The sequence below is a fragment of the Acidilutibacter cellobiosedens genome (assembly GCF_004103715.1).
GTDB classification, from domain to species: Bacteria; Bacillota; Clostridia; order Tissierellales; family Acidilutibacteraceae; genus Acidilutibacter; species Acidilutibacter cellobiosedens.
The window spans coordinates 2219093-2244560 of sequence record NZ_CP035282.1 but is presented as its reverse complement, the minus strand read 5'-3'; the positions used below and the strand labels follow the sequence as shown (position 1 = coordinate 2244560).

The window sequence follows — 25468 nt, the reverse complement described above, 5'->3', positions numbered from 1 at the left end:
GTGGGAAATATTATTGATGAAGAGAATAATTGGATTGGATTTAGGAGATAAAACTATCGGAGTAGCTTTAAGTGATCCCTTGTTGTTGACCGCTCAGGGACTTAAAACTATTAAAAGAATAGGGCTTAAAAAGGATTTTGCCCAAATCAGACAAATTATAGAAGAATATGATGTATGTGAAGTTGTTATAGGTATTCCTAAGAATATGAATAATACTATAGGGCCTCAAGGAGAAAAGGTACTGAAATTTATTGAAAAATTTCAAAAAGAGTTTAAGCTTAAGGTCAATTTGGAAGATGAAAGACTGACTACTGTAGTAGCGGAAAGAATGTTGATAGAAGGAGATGTAAGAAGAAGTAAAAGGAAAAAGATAATAGATAAAGTAGCTGCTACTTTTATTTTGCAGTCCTATTTGGACAGAAGGAAAAAAGGTGGTGATGAAACTGAGAAACAGGATAGAACTTTTTGATGAATATGGGGAAAAAAGAGAATTTGAAGTAGTAGCAACTTTTGGCCTCGATGATGTGGATTATGCTATTCTGATTCCGATTGATCAGTCTGGAGAGGGAACTTGGCTTTTTAGAATGGAGAAAGATGATAAAGGAGAGTTATTGCTTAAAATTGTAGAGGATGATCAGGAAATTAAGGATGCTTATTCTGCTTATGAGTCGTTGATGAAGGAAAGGATGCAGTGATCAATTTTATTTACAAGTGGGTGAGAAGATGGAGATTAATAATGATGTGGTAAAGAATAAATTAAAGGAAAATGGCTATAAACTGACTACCCAAAGAAGAGCTGTTTTAAATGTAATATTGGATAGAAAAGGAGAGCATTTAAGCCCGGAAGAAATATATGACAGTGTTAAAATTAAATATCCTGAAATAGGTTTGGCTACTGTATATAGGACTCTTATTCTATTTGAACAATTGGGGATCGTGTATAAGCTGAATTTTGACGATGGATGCAGCAGATATGAGTTAAATTCGGGAACTGCAGATCATCACCACCATCATTTGATTTGTCTCGGCTGTGGGAAGGTAATAGAAGTGAAACTTGATTTATTGGAAAATCTTGAGCAGGAAATTGAGAAACAGTTAAAATTTAAAATAGTTGACCATAATGTTAAATTTTTTGGATATTGCAGTGATTGCCAAAATAAATCCTAAAAAGGATTTATTTTTTTTAAAAGATAAGAAGAAAGAATATAGAAGATAATACATTGACATACTTATATATAAAGGAGTGATATGGTGTCAAGAAAACCAGCAAAATTAAAGATAATACCTCTGGGAGGTCTAGGAGAGATCGGGAAGAACATTACTTTAATCGAATATAAAGAAGATATTATAATAATAGACTGTGGAATGATGTTTCCGGATGATGAAATGCTCGGCATAGATGTGGTAATACCTGATATTACTTATGTTCTTAAAAACAAAGATAAGGTCAGAGGGATAATACTTACTCACGGGCATGAAGACCATATTGGAGGACTTCCCTATATATTGAAAAAGATCAAGCTTCCGCTTTACGGGACTAAATTGACCTTAGGCTTAGTAGACAGTAAGCTTAAGGAACATGGAATTCAAGGAGTGGAATTGAATGAAGTAAAAGCAAGAGATACTTTAAAAATAGGATGCTTTAATATTGAATTTATAAAGGTAAATCATAGTATACCGGATTCAGTTGCATTGGCAATCCATACTCCCATAGGGACAGTTGTTCATACAGGAGATTTTAAAGTGGATTATACTCCTATTAATGATGAAGTAATAGATTTGCATCAATTAGCGGAGGTCGGCAGCAAAGGGGTTTTGGTACTTCTTTGTGACAGCACGAATGTTGAAAGACCGGGGTATACTATGTCCGAGAGAACCGTGGGAGCGACTTTTAATGATATTTTCCAGAAGGCAAAGGACAGGATAATAGTTGCCACTTTTGCATCTAACGTTCATAGAATTCAGCAGATCGTAAATTCGGCATCCTTGGTTAACAGAAAAGTGGTAGTGTCCGGAAGAAGCATGGTGAATGTTATGAATGTTGCTATAGAAGACGGATACCTTAATGTTCCCGAGGGAATGCTTATAGATATTAACGATATGGATAAATACCCTAAAGAAGAACTGGTGATTATAACTACCGGAAGCCAAGGAGAGCCTATGTCAGCATTGGCAAGAATGGCTCATTCAGAGCATAAAAAAATAGAATTGATTCCCGGAGATTTGGTTATTATTTCTGCGAGTCCCATTCCGGGCAATGAAAAAACTATCTACGGATTAATCAATCAGCTATTTCAAAAGGGCGCAAATGTAATATATGAAGCACTTGCTGATGTTCATGTTTCAGGTCATGCTTGCCAGGAAGAACTGAAACTTATGCATACTCTTTTGAAGCCTAAATATTTCATACCTGTCCACGGAGAATACAGGCATTTGAGACGTCATGCCCAACTGGCTCAGGAATTGGGTATGCCTAAAGAAAATATCTTCATTGCGGAAAATGGTTCTGTTTTGGAATTTACGAAAAACGGAGCCGGCTTTGGAACTAATGTTCCGGCAGGCAATGTATTGGTAGACGGGTTAGGAATAGGCGACGTAGGAAATATTGTATTAAGGGATAGAAAACATCTTTCGGAAGATGGTCTTATAATCGTAGTTGTTACTATGAGTAAGCAGGAAGGAAAAGTTATATCAGGACCCGACATAGTTTCCAGAGGTTTTGTTTATGTGAGAGAATCTGAAGATCTAATGGAAGAGGCAAAGGAAGTAGTAAAAAATATATTATCGGAATGTGAGAGAAACAATATTACGGATTGGGCAACTCTTAAATCCAATATGAGAGACGGACTTAAAGATTATATATATGGAAAGATAAAGAGAAATCCTATGATATTGCCTATTATCATGGAAGTATAAACAATGGGGGAATGCTTTAAGCATTCCTTTATTTTTTAAGTTAGATTACAGGAAATATTTTCTTTTCTGTCCTTGCATGATATAATATTAAATGGGATTATTTTTTTATATATGTTTATGGTGTTTTTAAATAAGAACATGAGGAGGAGAGAATATGAATATATATGATGACGCCCACAAATTGGCAAGATCATTAAAAGAATCGGAAGAATACAAAGATTATGCGGAGAAAAGCAATAAGGTATTTAAGGATAAAAAGAATAAGGAAATGGTATTGGATTTTAAGAAAAAGGCCCTTGAATTTCAGATAAAGCAAGCATCAGAAGATAAAATAGATGCAGGTGAAGAGGAAGAAATTAAAAAGTTACAGGATATATTAATGCTAAATCCGGATATAAAAGATTTTTTTATATCTGAAACGAAGTTTTCTCAAATAGTTGCTGATGTATATAAGATTATAGAAGATGCTATTAATATAAAGGAGGAATAAAATTTTATTGGGAGGAAATGTTAAGAGAGGATGAATACGAAATATTTAACAAAGGCCAGCTTAATAGGAGGTATATATGTTATATTGGTGATGATTCAGATCCCCTTTGGAGAGCTTACTTTTGGACCTGTACAGTTAAGACTTTCAGAGGGGTTATGCTTACTGCCTTTAGTTGAGAGTGCGGCTGTCCCAGGGCTATTCGTAGGGTGTCTGATTTCAAACTTGATTTTATCCATTTATTCAGGATTTGGACTTATAGATATTTTAGGGGGTAGCATAGTAACTCTTGTGGCAGCTTATTTGACATCTAAAGCGCCGAATAAATTAATTGGAATATTACCCCCTGTGTTATTAAACGGGTTTATAGTTTCTCTTTGGGTTTCATACTTTACTAATATTCCTTATTGGATAACCGCTATAGGGATTTCTGTCGGAGAATTTGCATCTGTTTATATATTTGGAAGCATTGTACTTACAGCTTATAATAAATTTTTGAAGAAATGATATTAATTGTTTGTTCTTGTAATATTCCAACCGTTTATGTATAATTAATGTGAGTAACGATAAAAAGGTGGAGATTAAGCAATGGAAGAAATAAGGAATAAGAAAAGTGGCGGAAAAAATGAAAAAAAAAATAAACTGATGCTGATAATTTTACCTTTAGTGATATTAGTACTTTTATTTGGCAGTTTATTTTATTATAAAAAAAGTTTGGAACCAATGAATTTGAAGAATATGACTGAAGTATCCATTGATATTCCTCGGGGAAGTAACGTATACGGTATTGCAGGTATTCTTAAAGAGAACGGATTAATCAAAAGTAAGCTTGTCTTTGAATGTTTGACAATAAAAGAGAATAAAGAGGGAAGACTTAAGGCAGGTTCTTATACTTTAAATACGGGAATGAATTTGAGAGAAATTCTCGAAGAGCTTTCTACGGGAGGTAAAGATGATAATATCGTTACTTTTACTATTCCCGAAGGGTATGAATTGAGACAAATTGCGGATAAATTATCGGAAGAAGGCTTGGCAGATGCAAACAAATTTTTAAAGTTATCCGCGGATGCTAATAATTTCAGAGGAAAATTTTCCTTTTTAAAGGAAATTAATCAAAACCAAAGCTTAGAAGGTTATTTGTTTCCTGCTACCTATGAAATATTTGTTAATTCCACAGAGGAGCAAATTATAGAAAAGATGCTTGAAAAGTTTGAAGAGGTTTATGAAAATGATATTAAAGATCAGTTAAAAGGCCGAAATTTGAACGATTTGATAATATTGGCGTCTATAGTGGAAAGAGAAGGAAAATTGGACAGTGAAAGACCGTTAATTGCAGGCGTATTTAAAAATCGGCTTGATAAAGGAATGAAGCTTGAGTCTTGTGCTACGATTCAATATGCTCTTGGAGAAAGGAAAGAAGTATTAAGTTATGATGATTTGAAAATTGATTCCGTGTATAATACTTATATCCATAAGGGGCTACCTCCCACACCTATTTCATCTCCCGGTTTAAAATCTATACGGGCTGTTCTTGAACCTGAAAAGACCGATTATCTTTTTTTTAGGACAAAGGATGACGGCAGTGGAGGGCATATTTTTTCCAGGACTTACGCAGAACATTTAAATTCCAATCCTAAAAAGTAATTTTATTATTAATACATGGTTATAATTCCATGTATTAATTTATGTATAAGAGGAGAGATTTTTTTGAATTACATAAATGAGGAATATATAGAAGAGTATATAAGATCAATACTTCCGGAGAGATCCGATTATTTAAAATCTATGGAGGATTATGCGGACAGAAATCATGTTCCTATAGTTCAGCCGGAAGTTGCCCAGTTTTTAAGAGTGTTGTTGTTAATAAAAAAACCCGCTAAAATTCTTGAGGTTGGAACGGCAATAGGATATTCCTCCATTGTTATGGGAGAATTTACAGGCGAAAACTGTAATATTACAACTATTGAAAAAAGAGAGGATATGGTTTCTGCAGCAGAAAAAAATATAGAGAAGACCAATTTCAAAGACAGAATAAATATAATTAAGGGAGAAGCTATGGAAATTCTGCCTTCTCTAAAAGATAAGTATGATTTTATATTTTTAGATGCGGCTAAAGGCCATTATCTTGAATTTTTTAATTGTTGCATTGAATTGTTAAACAAGGGCGGGATAATAGTATCGGATAACGTTCTGTATAAAGGAATGGTAGCAACTGACGAATTGGTAATAAGAAGGAAAAAGACCATAGTTAAAAGGATGAGACAGTATTTAAAATATATTTCCGAATTGGAAGGATTTCATTCTTCCATAATACCTATTGGTGATGGAATTGCTGTAACTTGTAAAGTTTGATAATATGAGATTTTAAATAAGAGGGGAGGAGGAAAAAAATTGATTAAACCTGAATTGTTGGCTCCTGCGGGAGATTTGGAGAAACTTAAAATGGCTGTAATATATGGAGCCGATGCAGTATATTTGGGAGGAGAAAGCTTTGGATTAAGGAAAGCATCCAAGAATTTCACTCTAAAGGAAATGAAAGAAGGAATTGATTTTGCCCATGAGAGGGACAGAAAGGTGTATGTCACTTTAAATATTATTCCTCATGACGAGGATCTGATAGGAATTGAAGAATATTTGAAGGATTTGCGGAAGATAAAAGTTGACGGGGTTTTAGTTGCGGACCCGGGGATGTTTGTGAAGGTTAGAAATACAATTCAGGATATGCCTATTCATTTAAGTACTCAGGCAAGTGCTACAAATTATGAAACGGTAATGTTTTGGTATAATTTAGGAGTTAGAAGAATAGTTCTTGCCCGGGAACTGTCTTTGAATGAAATAAAGGGAATAATAAAAAGAATACCAGAGGATCTGGAGATAGAAACTTTTGTCCACGGGGCTATGTGTATTTCTTATTCGGGAAGATGTTTGCTTAGCAATTACATGGCTGGAAGGGATTCCAACAGGGGAGGATGTGCTCATCCCTGCAGGTGGAAATATTTTTTAATGGAGGAGGAGAGAAAAGGTCAGTATTTTCCGGTTTATGAGGATGACAAGGGGACTTTTATATTTAATTCCAAGGATTTGTGTATGATTGAGCATATTCCTGAGCTTGTAAAAGCGGGGATCAGCAGTTTTAAAATTGAAGGAAGAGTGAAAAGTCAATATTATGTTGCTACTGTCGTCAGATCTTACAGAATGGCATTAGACGAATACTTAAAGGATCCGAACAACTATGTGTATAAACCTCAATGGCTTGATGAAATAAAGAAAGCAAGCTATAGGGATTTTACAACGGGGTTTTATTTTAACAAACCTTCCGGCAAGGATCAGGTATATACTTCAAGTTCCTATATAAGAAATTACGATTTTGTCGGGCTGGTTTTAGATTATGATGATAAAACACGGTTAGCAACCGTGAGCCAGAGAAATAGAATGTTTGTAGGAGATGAAATAGAAATCTTCGGACCTAATAAGGATTTTGTGACTCAAAGAATAGAAAAGATGTGGAATGAATTCGGAGAAGAAATTGAAGTGGCTCCCCATCCTGAGCAGATAGTTAAAATTGAGATGAAACAAAGAGTTGAACCATGGGATATTATCAGAAAAGACAGGGGAAGTGATTCAATTGGATAGGCCCATACTCATTGGAATAACGGGAGGGACAGGCTCGGGGAAAAGTACTGTTGCTAAGGAGATATTTCGTAGCTTAGATGAAAAGAATGCCGTAATAATCGAACAGGATTCCTACTATAAGGATCAAAGCAGTTTGACTTTTCAAGAAAGGATGAAGACGAACTATGATCATCCCTTTGCCTTCGATAACGATCTTCTTATAGAACATCTGAAATGTTTATTAAAGGGGCAACCTATACGAAAACCGATTTATGACTTTGAAATACACAATAGAAAAAAAGAAACCGTTTTGGTTTATCCGCAGCATATTATAATCCTTGAAGGCATACTTATTTTAGGAGACGAGAGAATAAGAAATTTATTAGATATAAAGATATTTGTTGATACGGATTCTGATGTAAGGGTTATCAGAAGAATTATGAGAGATATAAATGAAAGAGGAAGGAGCCTGGATTCCGTTATAACTCAGTATATGAGAACGGTGAGACCTGCTCATATGCAATTTGTAGAACCTACAAAAAAATATGCAGATATTATAATTCCTGAAGGAGGATATAACAAAGTAGCTATTGACATTATTTCAACTAAAATAAAGTCCATTATAAATAAATGATAATATCTCTGCAACAATTTGGAAATAATAAATATAGAAAATTGTTGCGGAGGTTTTTTTATGAGCAGATATAGAAGAAATTTGTTGAAGAACAGAATTTTTTATTTTGCATTTTTTATTGTTATCTTGTTTATTGTCTTAGGGTTCAGACTATATTGGGTACAGATAATTAAATATGATGATTATTGTACCGAAGCATTAAAACAGAGAGGGGAAGAAACAAACATATATCCGGACAGGGGAGTGATATATGATAAGAATTTCATACCCCTTACTAACAGAGATAAAATAAAGACCGTGTTCGTATTCAGAGATGATATAGAAAATAATAAAAACGTTGAAGATTTTGTATTGAAATTTGGAGATACAGATAAAGAAAGATTATCCAAGTTTTTAAAAAGCGGTAACAAGATAATGTCCGTACCTTTATCCTCGTCGGTCAGTCAAAAGGATATTCCAAAAGAAGTATTTATCCTTGACAAAACGTTGAGATATAATGAGGAGGGAATTCTTTCCCATGTTATAGGTTATGTAAAGGAAAGCGAAAATAAAGGAGAAAGCGGAATCGAAAAGGTATTTGATGATATTTTAAAAAAGGAAGATTCGGAAGATGTATACTTTGAATTGGATGGGAAAAGAAATGTTATATCCGGAGCCGGGTATACTGCCAATAAATCTCAAGATAGCGGTAGACCTTCTTCCGTTAAATTGACAGCTGACTATCATATTCAGAAAATCGTTGAAAATGTTATGGATGATTATAAAGTAAACGGAGCAGTTATAGTTACCGAAGTATCGACGGGAGATATTGTAGCTATGGCGAGCAGGCCGAATTTTAATCAAAATAGTATTGATACATATTTAAATAAGGGGAATATGGAATTTTTTAATAAGGCTGTCCAGGTTTCTTATCCACCGGGCTCCCTGTTTAAAATAGTTGTGTTGTTGGCCGGTCTTCAAGAGGATATGAATTTGGTCAATAAAGAATTTTATTGCAGAGGATATGAGCAAATCAATGATTTGATAATTAAATGTAGTAAAGAAGAGGGCCATGGTAAAATTAATCTTAAGAATGCTTTTGCACAATCATGTAATTCCGTCTTTATTCAAATAGGGGAAAGAATAGGGGCAAAAAAGATAATAGAAATGGCAAAAAAATTAGGCTTTGGAGAGAAAATCAATATAGGACTTATGGAAGAAGTAAAGGGAAATTTACCTGAGGGAAGAGAATTGATAGGCCCTGCCATTGGTAATATATCAATTGGTCAGGGGACAATCGAAGCAACGCCTTTACAGATAGCCAATATGATTACGATAGTAGCAAATAACGGTATAAAAAAAAGTTTGTCTATTGTAGACGAGATAGTTACGGAAGATGGCTATTCGGTGAAGAAATTCAACAGAGAAGACGACGTACGAATTATAGAACAGAAATATTGTGAGATTGTAAGGGATTATTTAAATGAGGTTGTAATATCGGGAACAGCTAAAAAAGTAAATTTGGAGGATATAGGGGGAGCGGGAGGGAAAACCGGTTCTGCTCAGGCGATACTCAACAAGCAGCCTACCATTCATGGATGGTTTGTCGGTTATTTTCCAAGGGAAAATCCGAAGTATACAGTCACCATACTTGTAGAAGAAGGTCATTCCGGCTCAAGTTCGGCAGTGCCCATTTTTGAAAAAATAGTACGAAAAATACAGGAAATTAACAGATAGGACTTGCACAAGTGCTTCCTTTTTTTCATATATTTTAATATGGGGAAAGGGGAGGTGTTTTCTGATGGAGGCATTGGTTATATTGGAATTGTTAGGGTTGATTAAACCCTTTTTCATATTTGTAGGATATATATCAAGTGCAAATTCCTTTCCGAAACCACTGACTAATGAAGAGGAAGAAAAATATTTAGAATTATTTGCAGAAGGAAACGAAGAAGCCAGAAATATTCTTATAGAAAGAAATTTAAGATTGGTAGCTCACATAGTAAAGAAATATGCCAATACAGGAAAAGATTCGGATGATTTAATATCTATAGGGACAATAGGACTTATAAAAGCGATTACTACTTTTAACAGGGATAAAGGCACAAGATTGGCAACTTATGCCGCAAAATGTATAGACAATGAAATATTAATGACTATACGTTCAAATAAGAAAGTTAAAGTGGAAGTATCTCTTCAGGAACCTATAGGAATAGATAAGGAAGGCAATGAAATTTCACTTATGGATATATTGGGAACGGACGTAGATGACATAATAGATCAAGTGGATTTGAAATTACAAGTAAAGAAATTGTATTCCAAAATAAATAAAGTATTGAAGGATAGGGAGAAAGTTATTGTTGAGCTAAGATACGGACTTGTCGACGGAGAATGTAAGACACAGAGGGAAATTGCCGATATGCTGGGGATTTCACGATCTTATGTATCAAGAATTGAAAAACGAGCTATAAAAAAATTAAATAAATCATTAAACGGTGATGGTTGCTATTGATTAGAAAGGCGATGTTCAAAAACTACTTTTTAGTAGCTGGAGATACCTTTTTTTCATAAAAGATAAGACATGCCCAATATTATAAGGGCATTTTTTTTATAACCTGGGTTTATATCTTCTGTTGAATTTATTATAAAAAAGTTTCCTTAATATATTAATATCTTAATAAAAACTTTTTTATAACAAATTTTTATTTATTTATCCCAATTATTCAATTTATGTTATAAAATTTCAATAATACAACAGGTTAAATCAAATTTCGTAGAAAAGAGAGGGATGAATTTTGGACAAGAGAGGTGAAGCAATGTCCCTTTTGAGAAAAATAGAAAATGTCAGACTTAAACTTTATGATTTAATAAACGAAAAAGGATATGACTTAAGTGACGAAGAGATTGTAAGATTAAGTCAAGTTCTTGACAAACTTCTTTGCCAGTATTACAATAAAAAATAATTGTTTTCGGATAACTGACCGTTAAGATTTAACCTGTTGTATTTTGTAACCTAATTGTAACCTTAAGTTTACTTAATTGTAACCTCTAATAGGGTATAAAAGTAATATTATAGTTTTAGATACAAAATAAAACATGAGGTGACAAAAAATGAAGGGGACAATAGGTAATTCCAGAGCGTTAGCGAGACGTAAGAGAAAGATTTGTTTAGGTGTCATTATAATTTTAGCATTGATTTTCGCTGGTTCTTTTAGTAAATACGGAATGGAAAATAAAAAGATATTGTCGGCGGAAGCAAATAATTTGAATAATACGGATACAACAGTAAAAGAAGATCATCCGGAAAAGGATATGCCGGTTCCAGAAAAAAGGGTCATTGATAAAAGTAATGAAAAAGAGACTGTTCCGGAAAAAAATGTACCGGTATCCAAAGAAACAACAAAACCAGAGGAAAAACCTTCTGATAAAGTAAATACAAATGTAAATACCAATAAAAATAAAAATACGGATGTAAATACAGGTGAAGATACTAAAGATGATGAAAAATGTTCCGTCTCAGACCCATCGGAAGAAAATAAAATAGCATATCTGACCTTTGATGACGGACCTTCTTCCAATATTACCCCAAAGGTTCTTGATCTGCTTAAAGAGAGGGATATAAAAGCCACTTTCTTTTTAGTCGGATATAATGCAGAGAAACATCCCGATATTGTTAAAAGAATTTATGAAGAAGGACATACTATAGGAAATCACACTTATTCTCATAAATATGATAAAATATATAAAGACAGAGATGGATTTTTAGGAGAGTTAAAACAAAACGAGGATGTCCTTAAAGGCATACTGGGAGAAAATTTTAATACTAATATTATTAGATTCCCGGGAGGTTCTTTTGGAGAGAAGAAAAAATTCTTCAGAGAAGTTGCTGAAAAGGAAGGCTATAAATACTATGATTGGAATGTAAGTGTAGGTGATGCCTCAGGGAATGATGTTCCTGTTGAAAAACTTCTTGAAAATTTGAAAAAAACTTCAAAAAATAAAAAGAAAATAATAGTTCTTATGCATGATTTAGGTACGAAAAAGACCACTTTAGAAGCATTGCCTTCAATTTTAGATTATTTGACTGAACAAGGTTATAAATTTGAACAGATTAAATAGGGGTATTATAAAAGAGAAAGATAAATGGAGGATTAAGAGGTGGGAATGTGAATAAAGAAAGAAAAAATAATATTTTAATAATTGAAGATGAAGATTCCATTAGAAAGTTTATAAGAATTAATTTGGAAAGAAATAATTTTACTGTTTTTGAAGCAGGCTCCGGAGAAGAGGGAATAGAAATTGTCAGGAAAGAAAATGTTAATGTGGTGATTCTGGATATCATGCTTCCGGGAATTGACGGATATGAAGTTTGTAAAATATTAAGGAAAGAATGTGCCCAAATTGGAATAATAATGCTTACTGCTAAAAGTCAAGATATTGATAAAATTACGGGTCTTGAGTATGGCACGGATGATTATATGGCTAAACCCTTTAATCCGATTGAATTGGTTCTCAGAGTTAAATCCTTAGTTAGGAGAATGGAATTTCATTTACATGATAAATCAGGTGTGGAATCTGATGGTCCCTTTAAAATAGATTCTTATGCCAGGAAGTTCTATAAAGACGGCCGGGAGATAGAACTTACTCCGACGGAATATTCCATCATTAAATTATTTATGGAAAATTCCGGCAAGGCATTTAGCAGAGACGAAATATTGAATATAGTTTGGGGTTATGACTTTGTAGGAGATACTAAAATCGTAGATGTAAATATAAGAAGACTCAGGGCAAAGTTGGAGGATGATCCTAGTGACCCCCAAATTATAGATACGGTTTGGGGCGTAGGATATAGATGGGCTATAAATAAAAAGTGAAAGGCTGTAGAAAATGAGGAGTATAAAAGCTAGGCTGGTAGGAAATTTTATGCTTGTAATTATTATTTCAGTATTTATATTGGAATTTTTTTTGATAAATGCTGTCAAGCAGTATTATTATAAAAGTATAGAGGACATATTGTCTAACCAAATACAGTTTTCCGCTGAATTCTATTCCAAATATTTTTCTTCTTATTCATTGGAAGATATAATCATGGATGATGTAGATGTTTTTTGGCAGCAGACTACTGCACAGGTTCAGGTAATAGATATGAATAGAAATATATTGATGGATTCTATAGGGGTATCGGATTTAAATAAAATTAATACTCAGGATGTAGTAGAAGCATTAAAAGGGGAGAAAGGAGTATGGACAGGAGAAGTTTCCTATGATGATGAGCCTGTCATGTCTGTTTCTTACCCTCTTAGAATGGATAATAAAGTGATTGGAGTTATCAGATTTGTATCTTCATTAAGAGAGACAGACAAGACGATTAACAAGATATCAATAATTCTTATATGGATTGGGCTTATCGTAGTATCTATATCGGGACTTGTAAGTGTGTTTTTGTCAAACACTATAGTCAGGCCTTTAAGGGAAGTGACTAAGGTAGCCGAAAAGATGGCTAACAGCCAATTAAATATAAGAAGTAAAAAAAGATACGATGATGAAATAGGCAAACTTTCAGATACTCTAAATTATATGGCTGAAGAATTAGTTAAAAAGGAACAGCTCAAAAATGATTTTATATCATCAATATCTCATGAGCTGAGAACTCCGCTGACTTCTATTAAGGGATGGGCAATTACATTAAAATCCGAAGACATTAAAAACGCCGATATGATTAAGGACGGGTTGGAGATTATTGAAAGGGAGAGCGAAAGATTATCTTCTATGGTGGAAGAATTATTGGATTTTTCGAGGTTTGCCTCGGGAAGAATTACATTAAGCAAAGAAGAAATGGATTTGGGATATACTATTAAACAGATAGGGAAGCAGATAATGCCTAGGTCCAAAGGGAGATTAATCAAATTTGAACTTGATTGTGAAGAGGAAATGCCGAGAATAATAGCCGATGAAGATAGGATTAAACAAGTCCTTATTAATCTGTTAGATAATTCCTTCAAATTTACTCCGGATGGAGGAACAATAAAATTAAGTGCCAAAAGTGAAGGTTCCTTTATAAATTTTTCCGTTGAAGATACGGGTTGCGGAATTTCAGAGGAAGATATGCCTTACGTCAAAGAAAAATTTTATAAAGGTAAAAACAGTAAATCTAACAGCGGACTGGGATTATCAATATGTGATGAAATCGTTAAGCTTCATGGGGGAACTATGAGTATTGAAAGCGTGCAGGGTGTGGGAACAAAAGTATCTGTCAGGTTGCCTTTAAGGGAGGAATCGACTCGATGAAAAAAGTAATTATTATTTTGATATTGCTCCTTTTGACAATAGAAACTACTTCATGTAATCTAAACAATATTGAAACAAGTGAAAAAATCAGTGCACCCAGAAACAATACCGTACCTCTCATGGGAAAATGGGAAATTGAAAGCTATAAAAACGGGAATGCTAAGGGGGGATGGGAAGCACAGGCGAAGTCAATGATAGGAGAGAAAGCAATTTTTCATAGCAGTGTTGCAGGCATCGGAAATAATTTATCCTTGGAGCCTTCCTATAAAATAAAAAATGTGAACAGTACGGATTATCTTTTATATCAGTATAAGGTGAGTCCGGAATATTTAGGTATAAGCAGTAAAAAAATACAAATAGTAAGTATAATAAGCAAAGAACAATTTTTTTATGAATTTATTAAAATCAATGATAATGAAATAGTAGTTAATATAGATGGAGTTTTTTATTATTTAAAAAAGCTTGATGAGGATGTAAATACTCAGAATGTAAAAGAATACCTGTCGGAAAAAAGTCAAAGCGCGAAGATTATGAATGACGAGGGTACAGAATCGCCCCAATCAGGAGTTTTAATAGGGCTTAAGTATCCAGAATATGATGATAACGGATCGGAACATTGGGCATATAAAACGGTATGGATAAGAAGTTATAATAAATCTATGGTCTATGCCTGTCGGGGAAGCAACTTGTTTGTTCCGAGAAAAACCGGATTCTGGGAGGTAGGAGTGAACAGAAAAACCGAAGACAATGTAACTTTTGATGAATTATATGCAAAGCCTTATAATAAGGAGATAAGTAAAAATTCTTCTAAGAACAAAGAGGATTATGATGAAAAAAATGCGACAATAAATATCATCATGAGAAAAAAGCTTGAAGAACCGGCAAAGGAAAAATCATTAAAAAATATTTTGGCCGTCGGAAATAACTATATATCCATTGAGAAAATCATTAACGGGAAACATCTGCTCCAGGTTCTCCCGATAGATAATATTGAAAACAGCAATCCGATAAAAATTTCGGATATTGCCGGAGAAACGGGGAAGAATGCCTTCTTGGAAGCCGCATCCAAGTACTCGGCCCAAAATTTTGAACATAAAAATAATTTTATCGGTATCGTTCCTAATGAGGAAAGTTTTGGGCTATCCAGGAGAAGCGGGCATTGGATAATGAAGGGCAGGATAAATATTTCCGAGAATAATCAGGATCATTACGGAGACTTTAACATAAAAACGGTTACTCCTCAGGAGCTTATAACATATGATGAGCTTTCGGTGCCTTGGAGCGGAATAAAGTTAAAAGTTCCGGAAGCTGTAGACGGTTATACTTCCCCTAATAAAGATATTGCTGTAATAGTAGTTCCCGGCAATCTTTTGGTATATGAGATAAGAGACGGAGAGCTGTTCGGAGAACCCTTAAAAAAGGTAAAATTAAAATCCGAAGAGCAGGTAGTGATGGCAGAATGGGCAACGGGAAAATATGTTTATACCTGGGAAGAAGAGTTTTTAAAAAACGGAGGGCAAGAAATAAACGAAGAATAAGACTTATAAGAAAAGCTTGATTTCCCTATGGGTTATAAGAAAAGCTTCTATTGAAATATTATATTAAGGAAGCTTTTCTTGAAACCCATTTAACGGGAAATTTATATTAATGAAATCTTGATTTCCCTATGGGTTATAAGAAAAGAGATTTTATGAAATTTAAGGTTTCATTAAGGATATAAACGGTTTGGTCGTCTTTAAACGTTGAATCAAAGGAGTGCCCTCCTTTGTCGTGAGTAAGGAAATAGCAATTTATGCCGTTTTCCTTTAATTTATCATAAAATTTTTGGGAAGATGAATATGGTACCGTATCATCTTCCTTTCCATGAGCTAAAAAACAGGGAATCATATTTGAACTTACCCAATTGATAGGAGAATAAGAATCAAGTATTTCATTTTTGCTCTTAGGGTCTACTTTTAAGGTTTTCTTAGTTGAAAATCTGGCAAATAATGACTTATTTTCAGGAGTAAATATATCCTTTAGATCAGAGGGAGAATAATATGCAACGACTCCCTTTATTCCTTCCATTTTTTCTTTATCTTTCCTATAGGAATTATAAGCTGAATATAATAATGAGAGATGCCCTCCAGCGGATAATCCCATCAAAACAATTTTTTCTTTGTCTACTTTTAATTTTTCGCTGTTATATTTTATAAAGTCCAAAGCATCCGTATAGTCAAACAATATATCATTCATGCTGCTTTTAAGCCCGTATCGGTAGTCGATTGACGATACGCATAGGCCATTTGACGCAAGGTACTTACACCATGAAACATTATTTTTTTGATTTCTGAATCCCGATATCCACCCGCCGCCGTGACAGAAAAAAACCAAGGGGTATTTTGTTTCTCCAAAATTTTGGGGATACCATATATCCATTTTTAAATGACGTCTCCCGGTTTGCTTATAAGTATAAGTGACATAATAAATAGGTTTTTTAGGCATTATGGGAATATGAGCATTTAAAATCCTTAAACAAAACATGAAGACGGATAGAAGGAAATAATAAAAGCCCAAAGAAAAATCGATAGAAACTAAGAGAACAAACGTTATAAAGATATAGAGCTTATTGACATAGAAATAAGATTTTTTGATACTTTTTTTAAATTTTTCCATTTTATTCTCCCGTATTAAAAATTATTTTATATGCATTCCGGTTAGGGGATTTTCCACTCTTTCCGGTCTGAAGAGTGCTTTTCTCGCGCTTCTGTCATAAACGTTTAATTTGTGGAGAATATATCTTGCCAATACAAATTCGAAGGGAAGCCAAATATTATGGTTGATGGGAAGCATTTTTCGTTTTGCTCCTTCCATTTCATTATAAAGAACTCTCCGTGATTTTAACGGCAAGGTAGTATCAAACAGCGCATCAATGAAAGTGACCGTTGACATATCCAATAAATGAGCATAGGATATTGGATCTATTTTAAATAAAGGATGAATATTTTCATCTTTCACTATTTCCGAAAAGGACATTTTTTTCACTGAGGGAAATTCATCCTTATATATTTTGTATAATCTTTCCTCGTCATTTAAATAATAAGGATCCTTATATCCATTATTTAATAAAGCTCTTGCAAAAGCAGTAGCCGGGGATTTATGGATTATTTTCGGAAGATAACCTCCTGTCGTTATGAACAGTTTGTGATTAATTCTTTCGTCTAAAGCACCCGCAATCGTTCCTATCATTCCGCCCAAACAGTATCCCATTACAACATTGTTTTCCTTCCATAAATTTTTTTGGGAAAGAAGATCTATAGTACTTAAGACATCGACAACTCCGTGTTCCCAAAATTGGTACATGATGTCTATGTCAGGATACAGATAGCTCCTTCCGCTTACAGAATTGTTTTCCACTCGGGTATAATTTCCCGGAAGAATGATTATAGAGGTATTAACTCCCGCAGATGCAAGGTGAGGACCAATCCATAATAAAAATTTGATATTCCTGCTTCCAAGACCATGGAGAATAACAGTAGATGCTCTCGGGTCTTTCTTCGGTTCAAAATTATAGATTTCAACATTTTCGGTTCCCGGCGCGGGATTTCTGTAGAGGGATTTGTATCTTATATAGCTGCATCTGTAGCTTTTTCCTTTAAATATATATCCCGAAACATAGTCGATATCTTTCTTTGTATAAGTAAAATCAATTTTCATAATATTTCCTTTCTCCACCGCCTGCAAAGTCAGAATTTTCAATGGAATTAGCAGCTTTTTCGGTAGCTACCGGTTTATAGGTAGTAATGGATTTTTGAATATTTTTTATGTCATCATATAATGCCTTATATTCTTTTTTGTCTTCTTCAGATAAGCCGGAGTCGTCAAAATCCTCGTAAGAAAAATAAAAAGTATATCCGGATTTTTCATTGATTTTAACGTTATTTTTAAGGGTTGTTAATTCCGCCACTTCATCATTTTTAGGGGTCACATTTTTTTTGAATACGGATATTGCAAATATGTTTCTGACATGAGAAAAGATTTCTCCCTTTTTATCGTTTAATTTGTCTTCATCTTTTATATTTTCAACAGCATCGTAATATTGGTCTATTAAATCGTTTGATATATATCCGTATACTATTCCCCCGAGCATGGGTTCATTCTCATCATCAGGATTTCCCAAACCGAATAGCACTATGTTATCCTCTTTTTCTTTCCAGGTATCGCCCATTTTAAATTTAAATCCCAAATCCTTAAACCCTACATACCCTTCTTCCGCTTCAGAATCCGATATCTCCATTTCCTCTTGGCCACATGCGGATAAGGATAATGCCATAATTCCTATCAAAAAGAAAGAGATAGTTTTTTTTATGAATTTTTTCATCGAATGCCTCCTAAAATTTATTATACCCCATAGAAAAATTCTGATTTATCTTAATGTAAATTTTTCGTTAAATGATATTTTTCAAAAGGCTTTTTAACGTGTTAATGCTTCAACATAAGTCCCTTTATAAATATTATACTATATTATGGTCTTTATTTTAAATAGAATAATATGATATAATAAAAGTAAAATTAAATCTACAAGGGGGAGAATCTATGAGAAAAGCATTATTAAAAGTAATATCCGCAGTACTTATCTTTGCTCTTTTATCGGCAGGAGGGACAACCTTCGCGGATACGGAAGAAAATTATTTTAAAGATGTGCCTAAAGGCCACTGGGCGGAAAAATATATCTATGAGCTTAAGGATCTGAATATAATCAAGGGAATAGATGAAGAAAATTTCGGAATGGGAAAGTCTTTGACAAAGGGAGAATTTATCACATGGATTCAGAAAGTCATTAATATGAATCAGAATATAGTTTTAACTCCCGAGGAGGACAAAGCTGCCCTTACAAGAAAAGAAATGGCCGAAATAATCGTAAGGGAACTTCAATTAGACGGTTTAGCTTTTGAGTCCGATATTGAATCGGTTAAAAAGTTTCTTCCCTATGATGATGTAAAAGATGATTTTGGATACATATCCGTTGTAAAAGATTTGAATCTGATGACCGGAAGCAACAATAAATTTAATCCGGACAGGGCAGTATCGAGAGAAGAGGGAGCCACAGTATTAGGCAGAATATATGAGAAAATTTCCAAGCCTGTAAGCTATTTAAACGGTTTTTATGCTATAGATTCTTATTCCCAGAAGGATATGATAAAAGATTTGAATTCCGTGGGATTTGGATGGAGCAGATTGGAAGGGGACGAATCGCAAAATAAAGTTGTGTTAAATACAACCAGAGATGAAAATAATTCCTTCGGATTTCCTGAAGGATTTTCGGAACCTCTAAGTATCGCAAAGGATAATAAGGTTTTAAACCAACTTACGGTGTTTTCAAATGATCAGAATACATTGAAGTATGTGTTGACAAAGGATGAGGGGAGAAAAAAAGCTATAGATCAAATCGTAAAGAAGATAGAAACTTCCTTTGGCGGAGTGGTAATAGATTTTGAAAATATGAAAGGAGAAGAATTAAAATCCGGATTCAATACCTTCTTATCGGAGCTAAAGGCAGAGCTGAATAAATACAACAAGAGCCTTTATGTAACGGTACCTCCTAAAATGAAGCCTCCTTTAGCGTATTATGATGCTTATGACTATAGATATATAGGAGAAGTGGCGGATAAGGTAATTCTCATGGCTCATGATTATTATCCGAAAAGCTTAAAGGAAAATGAAAGGGACAGTTTTTATTCCAATACACCTTTGACACCTATGGATGATATATATTACGGATTAAAAGAAATCACAGATGAAAATACGGGAGTTCGTGATAAGAATAAAATACTTCTGCAAATATCATTTGACTCGGTTCAGTGGAAGATTAAGGACGGGAAGATTATGAATGACATTCCATATCACCCCGGCTATGAATTGATCAGAAAAAGAATGGCGGAAGACAGTTCTGTAGAAAAACAGTACGTTTTCGGGAATGCTTATCTGAAGTACCATAATTCCGAAGATGAAACGGATAATATAGTATGGTATGAAAATGAAAACAGCGTAACGGATAAAATAAATATGGCAAAGCTTTTTGGAGTTAACGGAATATCCTTATGGAGGTTAGGTACCATTCCCGATTATGAAGATGAAGGGATAAATCTTAACATATGGAATGAAATTTTGAATGCAGAGGGAAAATAGAAGATATATAAAAAATCTGAAATTCCGGTTATAACGGTTTTAACCGGAGTTTCATTTTGTTGTTTTTTAGGGATTAATTATTGAAATAATATATGGTGAGGAGAATTTATATGACTAAATTATATTTGGTAAGACACGGACAAACGGAATGGAATATCATCGGCAGAATTCAGGGCTGGGGGAATTCGGATCTTACACAGGAAGGTATAGACAGTGCTGTTCTCTTGGGGGAAAGATTAAGGAATACGGATTTTGATATAGCATTTTCAAGCCCTACAAAAAGGGCCATAGACACAACCAGACTCATACTTCGGGACAGAAATGTAGAAATAAAAGAGGAACCCGATTTGAGGGAATTGGGTTACGGAAGTTGGGACGGAGAATTTTTGAAGAATATCAGGGATTCGGAAGAATTTATTGAATATAAAAGAAATCCGGCTCTATATAAAGCCGAAAACGGGGGAGAAACTTTTCTCCAGCTTCAAAAAAGGACAGTATCCGCTATAAACAGAATAATATCGGATTATAAATCCGGAAATGTTTTGATTGTCAGCCATGCTGTGGCTTTAAGGTCTATTATGCTGTATTTTGAGAATCTTCCCATAGATAAAATCTGGGACATTCCTCCCATAAGAAATACAAGCATGACTTTAATCGAGACTGACGGAAAGAATTCAAAGATAATTCTCTACGGAGACATCTCTCACTTAAAGGAAAATGTATAAAAAACATATAAAATTTTAATGCGCCTTGTCCTTGGTTTATCAGGAATAAGGCGATTTTTATTTTTGTATTAATTTGCCTAAAACTGTAGATTTATCTATTTTTATATTGAATGCCGTCTAAAATATTGATATAATGATATTTGGAGTTTAAAAAAAATTATACAGGGAATTTCAAGGGGAGGATTATTAATGACAAGAAGAAAAATCGCAATGATTGTTTGCGATATTTTGCTCTTAAACGCGTCCTACATCATTGCAATGGCTCTTAGATTTGAGGGCAATATAGATCCTCAAATCTTTAAGGTTTATCTAAACAATGCTATTATAATTACTATTATTAAATTAACCGTTTTTTATTTTTTCAAATTATACAAGAGCTTATGGGAATATGCCAGTGTTGATGAGCTTTTTGAAGTGGTGGCGGCATCGCTTACATCCAATATTATAGTTATCGGATATTTAACGTTGATGTCGTCTTATTTGCCTATAAGTGTATATATTATGGTAACCCTTTCAGACATGATGCTTATAGGAGGGCACAGATTTATTTACAGAGCTTTCAGAAGATTTAAAAACAATATTTTTTCAGAGTCCGGCAGCAAAAGGGTGTTGATCGTAGGTGCGGGTTCCGCTGGGGCCATGGTTATAAAAGAACTGAGAAACCACGATGCTCTTAAAAGTAAACCCGTGGCAATAATAGACGATAACAGAAAAAAGATCGGACAGAGCATTAACGGAGTGCCGGTTGTGGGGAACAGGTCAGATATAGGGTACATATGTAATAAGATGAAAGTCGATGAGATAATCATATCGATTCCCTCCGCAAAGAGAAAACAGATAAGGGATATAGTGGACGAATGCAGAAAGACCAAATGCAGGATAAGGATTCTTCCGGGAGTATACGAATTGATTGACGGAAAGGTAAGCGTTTCAAAGATCAGAGATGTGGATATCGATGATTTGCTCGGCAGGGAGGAAACCAAGCTGAATATGGAGGATATATGCGGATATATAAAAGGAAAGAGAATTCTTGTCACAGGGGGAGGGGGATCTATCGGTTCCGAGCTCTGCAGGCAAATTGCCAGATTTTCACCCGGTAAACTTATAATACTTGATATGTATGAAAACAACGCTTATGATATTCAAAACGAGCTTAAAAAAGATTATAAAAACTTAAATTTAAAAATTATTATTTCGTCTGTCAGGGACAAAAAGAAAACTGAAGAAGTAATCAGAAATGAGAGACCTGATGTTATATTTCATGCGGCAGCCTATAAGCATGTTCCCCTGATGGAAGAAAATCCTATGGAGGCCGTAAAGAATAATATATTCGGGACTCTGAACGTGGTTCAGGCGGCAGACAAATACGATGTAAAAAAGTTTGTCCTTATATCCACTGATAAAGCCGTCAATCCCACAAGTGTGATGGGTGCCACAAAGAGGGTATGCGAAAAAATAATTCAGTCTATGGATAAGACAAGCAGTACAGAATTTGTAGCGGTAAGGTTCGGAAATGTTTTGGGAAGCAACGGAAGCGTAATACCTCTTTTTAAAAAGCAAATCGCCGAGGGCGGTCCGGTTACCGTAACTCATAAAAATATCACGAGGTATTTCATGACGATACCGGAGGCTTGCCAGCTGGTGCTTCAGGCAGGTTCAATGGCAAAAGGAGGAGAGATATTTGTACTGGATATGGGAGATCCCATAAAGATCATTGATTTGGCAAGAGATTTGATCAGACTTTCGGGTTTTGAGCCGGAAATAGATATTCCCATTAAAATAATAGGGTTGAGGCCGGGCGAAAAACTTTTTGAAGAGTTTCTTTTGAATAAGGAAAGAGTGAGCAAGACGGAACATGACAAGATATATATTGAGAAGCCTCTGATCGATGGGTTTGACGGGTTGAACATGAATATTCAAAGGTTAAGGACAGCTGTAGAAATGGGAACCAACGAGCAGGTAATGTCTCTGCTGAAAATCATGGTCCCCACTTATAAAACAAATATGTACAACGATGACAAATATATGCCAATTAAAGACGAAGTAGCTGTGACCTTAAATCAGATCAGTTCACACCGATAATTATTAACGAGATAAGGAAAGGGACCATAATTATAAAAAGACTTATTATTATGCTTTCCTTTTCCTTTCGAGTCAGTAAATAGCTTGATTCATAGTATCCGTTTATCTTTTTTCTTGTTGAAATTTTTTTAACAGCTTTAAAAAATGTCAATGCTATGGCCTCCTTAATATACCAAGAAAATACATTTATCGACAATTAAATTATACACATAATTTTGTTTAAGTCAAATAGGCCTAAAGTTTTATATATAAATTTATCGAAAGTTGTAATATAATCATAATATATATCGGTTTTTGTTCGATTAATATTAATAGGTAAAGGGGGAAACGTGAATTGGAAGAGGAAATAAGCTTAAGAGAATATTTTTTCGTTCTCATAAAAAGATTATGGCTTATTTTATTGCTTACGGTTATATGCATAGGTGCAAGCGGTATAATCAGTTTTTATGTCCTTAAGCCGGAATACCAAACATTTACTACGTTGATGGTAGGCAGGCCCAAGGATTATCAGAATACAAACCAGCAGTTGGATTATAACGAAATAATGGTTAACCAGCAGCTTGTTACCACCTATGGAGAACTGGTAAAGAGCAGAGTTGTCGCAGACGATGTAATAAGGGATTTAAAGCTTGACATACCCTTCGATGATTTTAAGGATAAGGTCAATGTAAACCTTGTTAAGGATACCGAAATTATTAAAATAGAAGTCACGGACGGAGACCCTGAGCTTGCTGCGGCTATTGCCAACAAGACGGCGGAAGTTTTTATGGACAAAGTCAAAGATATAATGAATATAGAAAATGTTCAGATCATAGACAGAGCACAGGTTACGGACAAACCCGTCAAGCCGAGGCCTTTTTTAAACATGGCCATAGCCGGGGTGCTGGGATTGATGGCAGGGATATTTCTGGCGTTTATCCTTGAATATTTTGATAATACCATAAAAACTCAGGAAGATGTTCAGAAATATTTAGGTTTATCTGTCATAGGGACTATTCCCAAATTTGATGAAAACAATTAGTTTTATTGAGGTGAAGATATGGCAAGATCTAAAATAATTACCTATGAAAATCCGAAATCTCCTACGGCGGAAGCCTACAGGACCTTGAGGACAAATATTCAGTTTTCAAGTATTGATAAGACTATAAAGAGCATAGTTGTAACTTCTTTTGGGCCGGGAGAAGGGAAAAGTACCGTTACGGTAAATACTGCGGTTACTATGGCTCAGGCGGAAAAGAAAGTTCTTCTCATAGATTGTGATCTAAGAAAGCCCAAGGTACATACTTTTTTCAGGATACACAACGGGGAGGGGCTTACAAATATTATTGCAGGAAACTTGGATTATAATGAAGCAATTAAAACAACCGAAATTGTTTCAGGGTTGGATATCATTACTTCCGGTCCTATCCCGCCGAATCCCGCCGAACTTATCGGTTCCCAGAAGATGAAGAATTTTTTGAACCGGGTAAAGGAAGATTACGATATAGTATTGGTGGATGCTTCCCCCGTAGGAATGGTAACGGATGCGGCTATTCTTTCGTCTATCGTAGACGGAACGATTTTCGTCTGCGCCGTGGGGGAAACGGATGTGGAAGGAGCAAAATCCACTAAGGCACTCCTTAACAAGGTTAACGCCAACATATTGGGAGTGGTCTTAAACAAAGTTCCCATAAAGGAGAGGGGAGGATATTACAGATATCAATATTACAGATATTCGTACTATAATGATGATTCCGGCAGAAAAGGAAAGAGAGTGAAGAAGAGGAGGAAGAACAATGATTGATTTGCATTGCCATATACTTCCCGATGTGGATGACGGTTCAAAAACAATGGCAATGTCCGTTGAGATGGCAAAGATTTATTTAAAAAACGGCATAAAAGAAATCATAGCTACTCCCCATTATATTGAGGGGGATCAGTTCAGTACCTTTGAAGAAAACAAGGTTGTTTGCGAAAAATTTAAAGATGTTCTCCAACGGGAAAATATAGACTTGAAAGTATATCTGGGACAGGAAATATTTTTATCCCCCGATATCATGAAATATCTTGAAGAGGGCAGAGTCGGCTCTCTGAACGGTTCCAAATATGTTCTTATAGAACTGGCCATGGCTAACGATTATGTTCATATGGAAAATGTAATATATGAATTCCTGATGAAGGGATACATTCCCGTAATCGCCCATCCCGAAAGATATAAAAAGATTCAGGATGACCCCAATGTTTTATATGAATACATAAGACTCGGAGCATTAGCTCAGATGAACATAAGAAGTTTGGAGGGAATGTATGGGGACAAGGCAATGAATACAGCCGAGATATTGGCGGCTTGCGGTATGTATCAGTTCACGGGGACGGATGCCCATTCTGACGAAGGGCGTTCTCCGGAAGTGGGAAAGAGCTTGGAGATATTGAAAGGGATTGTTTCCGAGAAGGAATTTGAAAAAATTACCTTTACGAACGGTAAAGCTCTTCTTGAAAATAAGGACATAGTCTTTGAAGAGCCGAAAAAATATGAAGGCAGAAAGAAAGGCATATTGTTCAGACTGAAATCAAAAGTAAGTTTATTTTAAAGGAGGA

At 34.7% G+C, this 25468-nt stretch carries 26 protein-coding genes; 23 read left to right on the top strand and 3 right to left on the bottom strand.

Going from position 1 to position 25468, the window contains the following annotated elements:
• The first annotated feature begins 16 nt into the window (after window positions 1-16).
• The 17 genes from ruvX to EQM13_RS10735 all read left to right on the top strand — a co-directional run bounded on the left by ruvX (window position 17) and on the right by EQM13_RS10735 (window position 15454).
• Window positions 17-469 carry a Holliday junction resolvase RuvX gene (gene ruvX / locus EQM13_RS10815; RefSeq protein ID WP_071139167.1) on the top strand — a complete coding sequence of 151 codons (453 nt, stop codon included), beginning with the start codon at window positions 17-19 and terminating at the stop codon, window positions 467-469.
• On the top strand, window positions 438-695 hold the full coding sequence (locus tag EQM13_RS10810) for a DUF1292 domain-containing protein (protein WP_071139101.1): 258 nt from the start codon (window positions 438-440) through the stop codon (window positions 693-695). Before ruvX ends, EQM13_RS10810 begins: the two co-directional genes overlap by 32 nt.
• 28 nt (window positions 696-723) lie before the next feature.
• Window positions 724-1167, top strand: a complete 444-nt coding sequence (locus tag EQM13_RS10805) for a Fur family transcriptional regulator (RefSeq protein ID WP_170177312.1) — start codon at window positions 724-726, stop codon at window positions 1165-1167.
• A gap of 81 nt (window positions 1168-1248) precedes the next feature.
• Window positions 1249-2916: a ribonuclease J gene (locus EQM13_RS10800; RefSeq protein WP_071139102.1), complete on the top strand. Its 1668-nt coding sequence runs from the start codon at window positions 1249-1251 to the stop codon at window positions 2914-2916.
• A gap of 154 nt (window positions 2917-3070) precedes the next feature.
• Window positions 3071-3406, top strand: a complete 336-nt coding sequence (locus EQM13_RS10795; protein ID WP_128752667.1) for a YlbF family regulator — start codon at window positions 3071-3073, stop codon at window positions 3404-3406.
• 30 nt (window positions 3407-3436) lie between these two features.
• Window positions 3437-3910: a QueT transporter family protein gene (locus EQM13_RS10790; RefSeq protein WP_071139104.1), complete on the top strand. Its 474-nt coding sequence runs from the start codon at window positions 3437-3439 to the stop codon at window positions 3908-3910.
• A gap of 81 nt (window positions 3911-3991) precedes the next feature.
• Complete coding sequence (gene mltG, locus EQM13_RS10785) at window positions 3992-5047, top strand: endolytic transglycosylase MltG (RefSeq protein ID WP_206172683.1); 1056 nt, start codon at window positions 3992-3994, stop codon at window positions 5045-5047.
• Between the two features lie 63 nt (window positions 5048-5110).
• Window positions 5111-5755, top strand: coding sequence for an O-methyltransferase (locus EQM13_RS10780; RefSeq protein WP_128752666.1), 645 nt, complete (start codon window positions 5111-5113; stop codon window positions 5753-5755).
• A 39-nt stretch (window positions 5756-5794) separates the two neighbouring features.
• Window positions 5795-7036 carry a peptidase U32 family protein gene (locus EQM13_RS10775; RefSeq protein ID WP_128752665.1) on the top strand — a complete coding sequence of 414 codons (1242 nt, stop codon included), beginning with the start codon at window positions 5795-5797 and terminating at the stop codon, window positions 7034-7036.
• Window positions 7029-7649 (top strand): uridine kinase, encoded by a 621-nt coding sequence (gene udk, locus EQM13_RS10770; RefSeq protein ID WP_128752664.1) that lies wholly within the window; start codon window positions 7029-7031, stop codon window positions 7647-7649. The genes EQM13_RS10775 and udk overlap by 8 nt, the downstream gene beginning before the upstream one ends.
• Before the next feature lie 60 nt (window positions 7650-7709).
• Window positions 7710-9365, top strand: coding sequence for a peptidoglycan D,D-transpeptidase FtsI family protein (locus EQM13_RS10765; protein WP_128752663.1), 1656 nt, complete (start codon window positions 7710-7712; stop codon window positions 9363-9365).
• Window positions 9366-9429: 64 nt separating this feature from the next.
• The gene (gene sigK, locus EQM13_RS10760; protein ID WP_128752662.1) at window positions 9430-10140 is read left to right on the top strand and encodes an RNA polymerase sporulation sigma factor SigK; all 711 of its coding nucleotides are present in this window, start codon (window positions 9430-9432) and stop codon (window positions 10138-10140) included.
• Between the two features lie 283 nt (window positions 10141-10423).
• On the top strand, window positions 10424-10591 hold the full coding sequence (locus tag EQM13_RS10755) for an aspartyl-phosphate phosphatase Spo0E family protein (protein WP_083381776.1): 168 nt from the start codon (window positions 10424-10426) through the stop codon (window positions 10589-10591).
• 148 nt (window positions 10592-10739) lie between these two features.
• On the top strand, window positions 10740-11747 hold the full coding sequence (locus EQM13_RS10750) for a polysaccharide deacetylase family protein (protein ID WP_128752661.1): 1008 nt from the start codon (window positions 10740-10742) through the stop codon (window positions 11745-11747).
• Window positions 11748-11794: 47 nt separating this feature from the next.
• The gene (locus tag EQM13_RS10745; protein WP_114218858.1) at window positions 11795-12502 is read left to right on the top strand and encodes a response regulator transcription factor; all 708 of its coding nucleotides are present in this window, start codon (window positions 11795-11797) and stop codon (window positions 12500-12502) included.
• Window positions 12503-12551: 49 nt separating this feature from the next.
• A complete protein-coding gene (locus EQM13_RS10740; protein WP_240662921.1) occupies window positions 12552-13916 on the top strand; it encodes a sensor histidine kinase in 1365 nt (454 codons plus the stop codon).
• Complete coding sequence (locus EQM13_RS10735; protein ID WP_128752660.1) at window positions 13913-15454, top strand: hypothetical protein; 1542 nt, start codon at window positions 13913-13915, stop codon at window positions 15452-15454. The genes EQM13_RS10740 and EQM13_RS10735 overlap by 4 nt, the downstream gene beginning before the upstream one ends.
• Window positions 15455-15587: 133 nt before the next feature.
• On the opposite strand, the gene EQM13_RS10730 is transcribed toward EQM13_RS10735, so the two are convergent.
• From EQM13_RS10730 to EQM13_RS10720, 3 genes are all read right to left on the bottom strand, one after another.
• Window positions 15588-16334 carry an alpha/beta hydrolase fold domain-containing protein gene (locus EQM13_RS10730; RefSeq protein WP_159429031.1) on the bottom strand — a complete coding sequence of 249 codons (747 nt, stop codon included), beginning with the start codon at window positions 16332-16334 and terminating at the stop codon, window positions 15588-15590.
• A 258-nt stretch (window positions 16335-16592) separates the two neighbouring features.
• The gene (locus EQM13_RS10725) at window positions 16593-17612 is read right to left on the bottom strand and encodes an alpha/beta fold hydrolase (protein WP_114218860.1); all 1020 of its coding nucleotides are present in this window, start codon (window positions 17610-17612) and stop codon (window positions 16593-16595) included.
• Entirely contained in the window at window positions 17602-18276 is a 675-nt protein-coding gene (locus EQM13_RS10720; RefSeq protein WP_071139188.1) for a hypothetical protein, read from the bottom strand. The genes EQM13_RS10725 and EQM13_RS10720 overlap by 11 nt, the downstream gene beginning before the upstream one ends.
• Before the next feature lie 215 nt (window positions 18277-18491).
• Here EQM13_RS10720 and EQM13_RS10715 point away from each other — a divergent pair, with 215 nt between their 5' ends.
• From EQM13_RS10715 to EQM13_RS10690, 6 genes are all read left to right on the top strand, one after another.
• The gene (locus tag EQM13_RS10715) at window positions 18492-20084 is read left to right on the top strand and encodes a glycosyl hydrolase family 18 protein (protein WP_128752659.1); all 1593 of its coding nucleotides are present in this window, start codon (window positions 18492-18494) and stop codon (window positions 20082-20084) included.
• 110 nt (window positions 20085-20194) lie between these two features.
• The gene (locus tag EQM13_RS10710) at window positions 20195-20809 is read left to right on the top strand and encodes a histidine phosphatase family protein (RefSeq protein WP_071139190.1); all 615 of its coding nucleotides are present in this window, start codon (window positions 20195-20197) and stop codon (window positions 20807-20809) included.
• A 189-nt stretch (window positions 20810-20998) separates the two neighbouring features.
• Window positions 20999-22891: a nucleoside-diphosphate sugar epimerase/dehydratase gene (locus EQM13_RS10705; RefSeq protein WP_128752658.1), complete on the top strand. Its 1893-nt coding sequence runs from the start codon at window positions 20999-21001 to the stop codon at window positions 22889-22891.
• A 334-nt stretch (window positions 22892-23225) separates the two neighbouring features.
• On the top strand, window positions 23226-23912 hold the full coding sequence (locus EQM13_RS10700) for a YveK family protein (protein WP_128752657.1): 687 nt from the start codon (window positions 23226-23228) through the stop codon (window positions 23910-23912).
• A gap of 18 nt (window positions 23913-23930) precedes the next feature.
• Window positions 23931-24674, top strand: a complete 744-nt coding sequence (locus tag EQM13_RS10695) for a CpsD/CapB family tyrosine-protein kinase (RefSeq protein WP_071139194.1) — start codon at window positions 23931-23933, stop codon at window positions 24672-24674.
• Entirely contained in the window at window positions 24667-25461 is a 795-nt protein-coding gene (locus tag EQM13_RS10690) for a tyrosine-protein phosphatase (RefSeq protein WP_128752656.1), read from the top strand. The genes EQM13_RS10695 and EQM13_RS10690 overlap by 8 nt, the downstream gene beginning before the upstream one ends.
• Window positions 25462-25468: the final 7 nt, after the last annotated feature.

Bases quoted from the DNA above. Each gene is read 5' to 3' on its own strand.
- EQM13_RS10750 (WP_128752661.1), top strand. From the start codon at position 10,740: ATGAAGGGGACAATAGGTAATTCCAGAGCGTTAGCGAGACGTAAGAGA.
- EQM13_RS10765 (WP_128752663.1), top strand. From the start codon at position 7,710: ATGAGCAGATATAGAAGAAATTTGTTGAAGAACAGAATTTTTTATTTT.
- sigK (WP_128752662.1), top strand. From the start codon at position 9,430: ATGGAGGCATTGGTTATATTGGAATTGTTAGGGTTGATTAAACCCTTT.
- EQM13_RS10795 (WP_128752667.1), top strand. From the start codon at position 3,071: ATGAATATATATGATGACGCCCACAAATTGGCAAGATCATTAAAAGAA.
- EQM13_RS10805 (WP_170177312.1), top strand. From the start codon at position 724: ATGGAGATTAATAATGATGTGGTAAAGAATAAATTAAAGGAAAATGGC.
- EQM13_RS10740 (WP_240662921.1), top strand. From the start codon at position 12,552: ATGCTTGTAATTATTATTTCAGTATTTATATTGGAATTTTTTTTGATA.
- EQM13_RS10690 (WP_128752656.1), top strand. From the start codon at position 24,667: ATGATTGATTTGCATTGCCATATACTTCCCGATGTGGATGACGGTTCA.
- EQM13_RS10800 (WP_071139102.1), top strand. From the start codon at position 1,249: ATGGTGTCAAGAAAACCAGCAAAATTAAAGATAATACCTCTGGGAGGT.
- EQM13_RS10710 (WP_071139190.1), top strand. From the start codon at position 20,195: ATGACTAAATTATATTTGGTAAGACACGGACAAACGGAATGGAATATC.
- EQM13_RS10720 (WP_071139188.1), bottom strand. From the start codon at position 18,276: ATGAAAAAATTCATAAAAAAAACTATCTCTTTCTTTTTGATAGGAATT.
- EQM13_RS10695 (WP_071139194.1), top strand. From the start codon at position 23,931: ATGGCAAGATCTAAAATAATTACCTATGAAAATCCGAAATCTCCTACG.
- EQM13_RS10715 (WP_128752659.1), top strand. From the start codon at position 18,492: ATGAGAAAAGCATTATTAAAAGTAATATCCGCAGTACTTATCTTTGCT.
- EQM13_RS10725 (WP_114218860.1), bottom strand. From the start codon at position 17,612: ATGAAAATTGATTTTACTTATACAAAGAAAGATATCGACTATGTTTCG.
- EQM13_RS10810 (WP_071139101.1), top strand. From the start codon at position 438: ATGAAACTGAGAAACAGGATAGAACTTTTTGATGAATATGGGGAAAAA.
- EQM13_RS10705 (WP_128752658.1), top strand. From the start codon at position 20,999: ATGACAAGAAGAAAAATCGCAATGATTGTTTGCGATATTTTGCTCTTA.
- EQM13_RS10730 (WP_159429031.1), bottom strand. From the start codon at position 16,334: ATGGATATATGGTATCCCCAAAATTTTGGAGAAACAAAATACCCCTTG.
- EQM13_RS10735 (WP_128752660.1), top strand. From the start codon at position 13,913: ATGAAAAAAGTAATTATTATTTTGATATTGCTCCTTTTGACAATAGAA.
- mltG (WP_206172683.1), top strand. From the start codon at position 3,992: ATGGAAGAAATAAGGAATAAGAAAAGTGGCGGAAAAAATGAAAAAAAA.
- ruvX (WP_071139167.1), top strand. From the start codon at position 17: ATGAAGAGAATAATTGGATTGGATTTAGGAGATAAAACTATCGGAGTA.
- EQM13_RS10790 (WP_071139104.1), top strand. From the start codon at position 3,437: ATGAATACGAAATATTTAACAAAGGCCAGCTTAATAGGAGGTATATAT.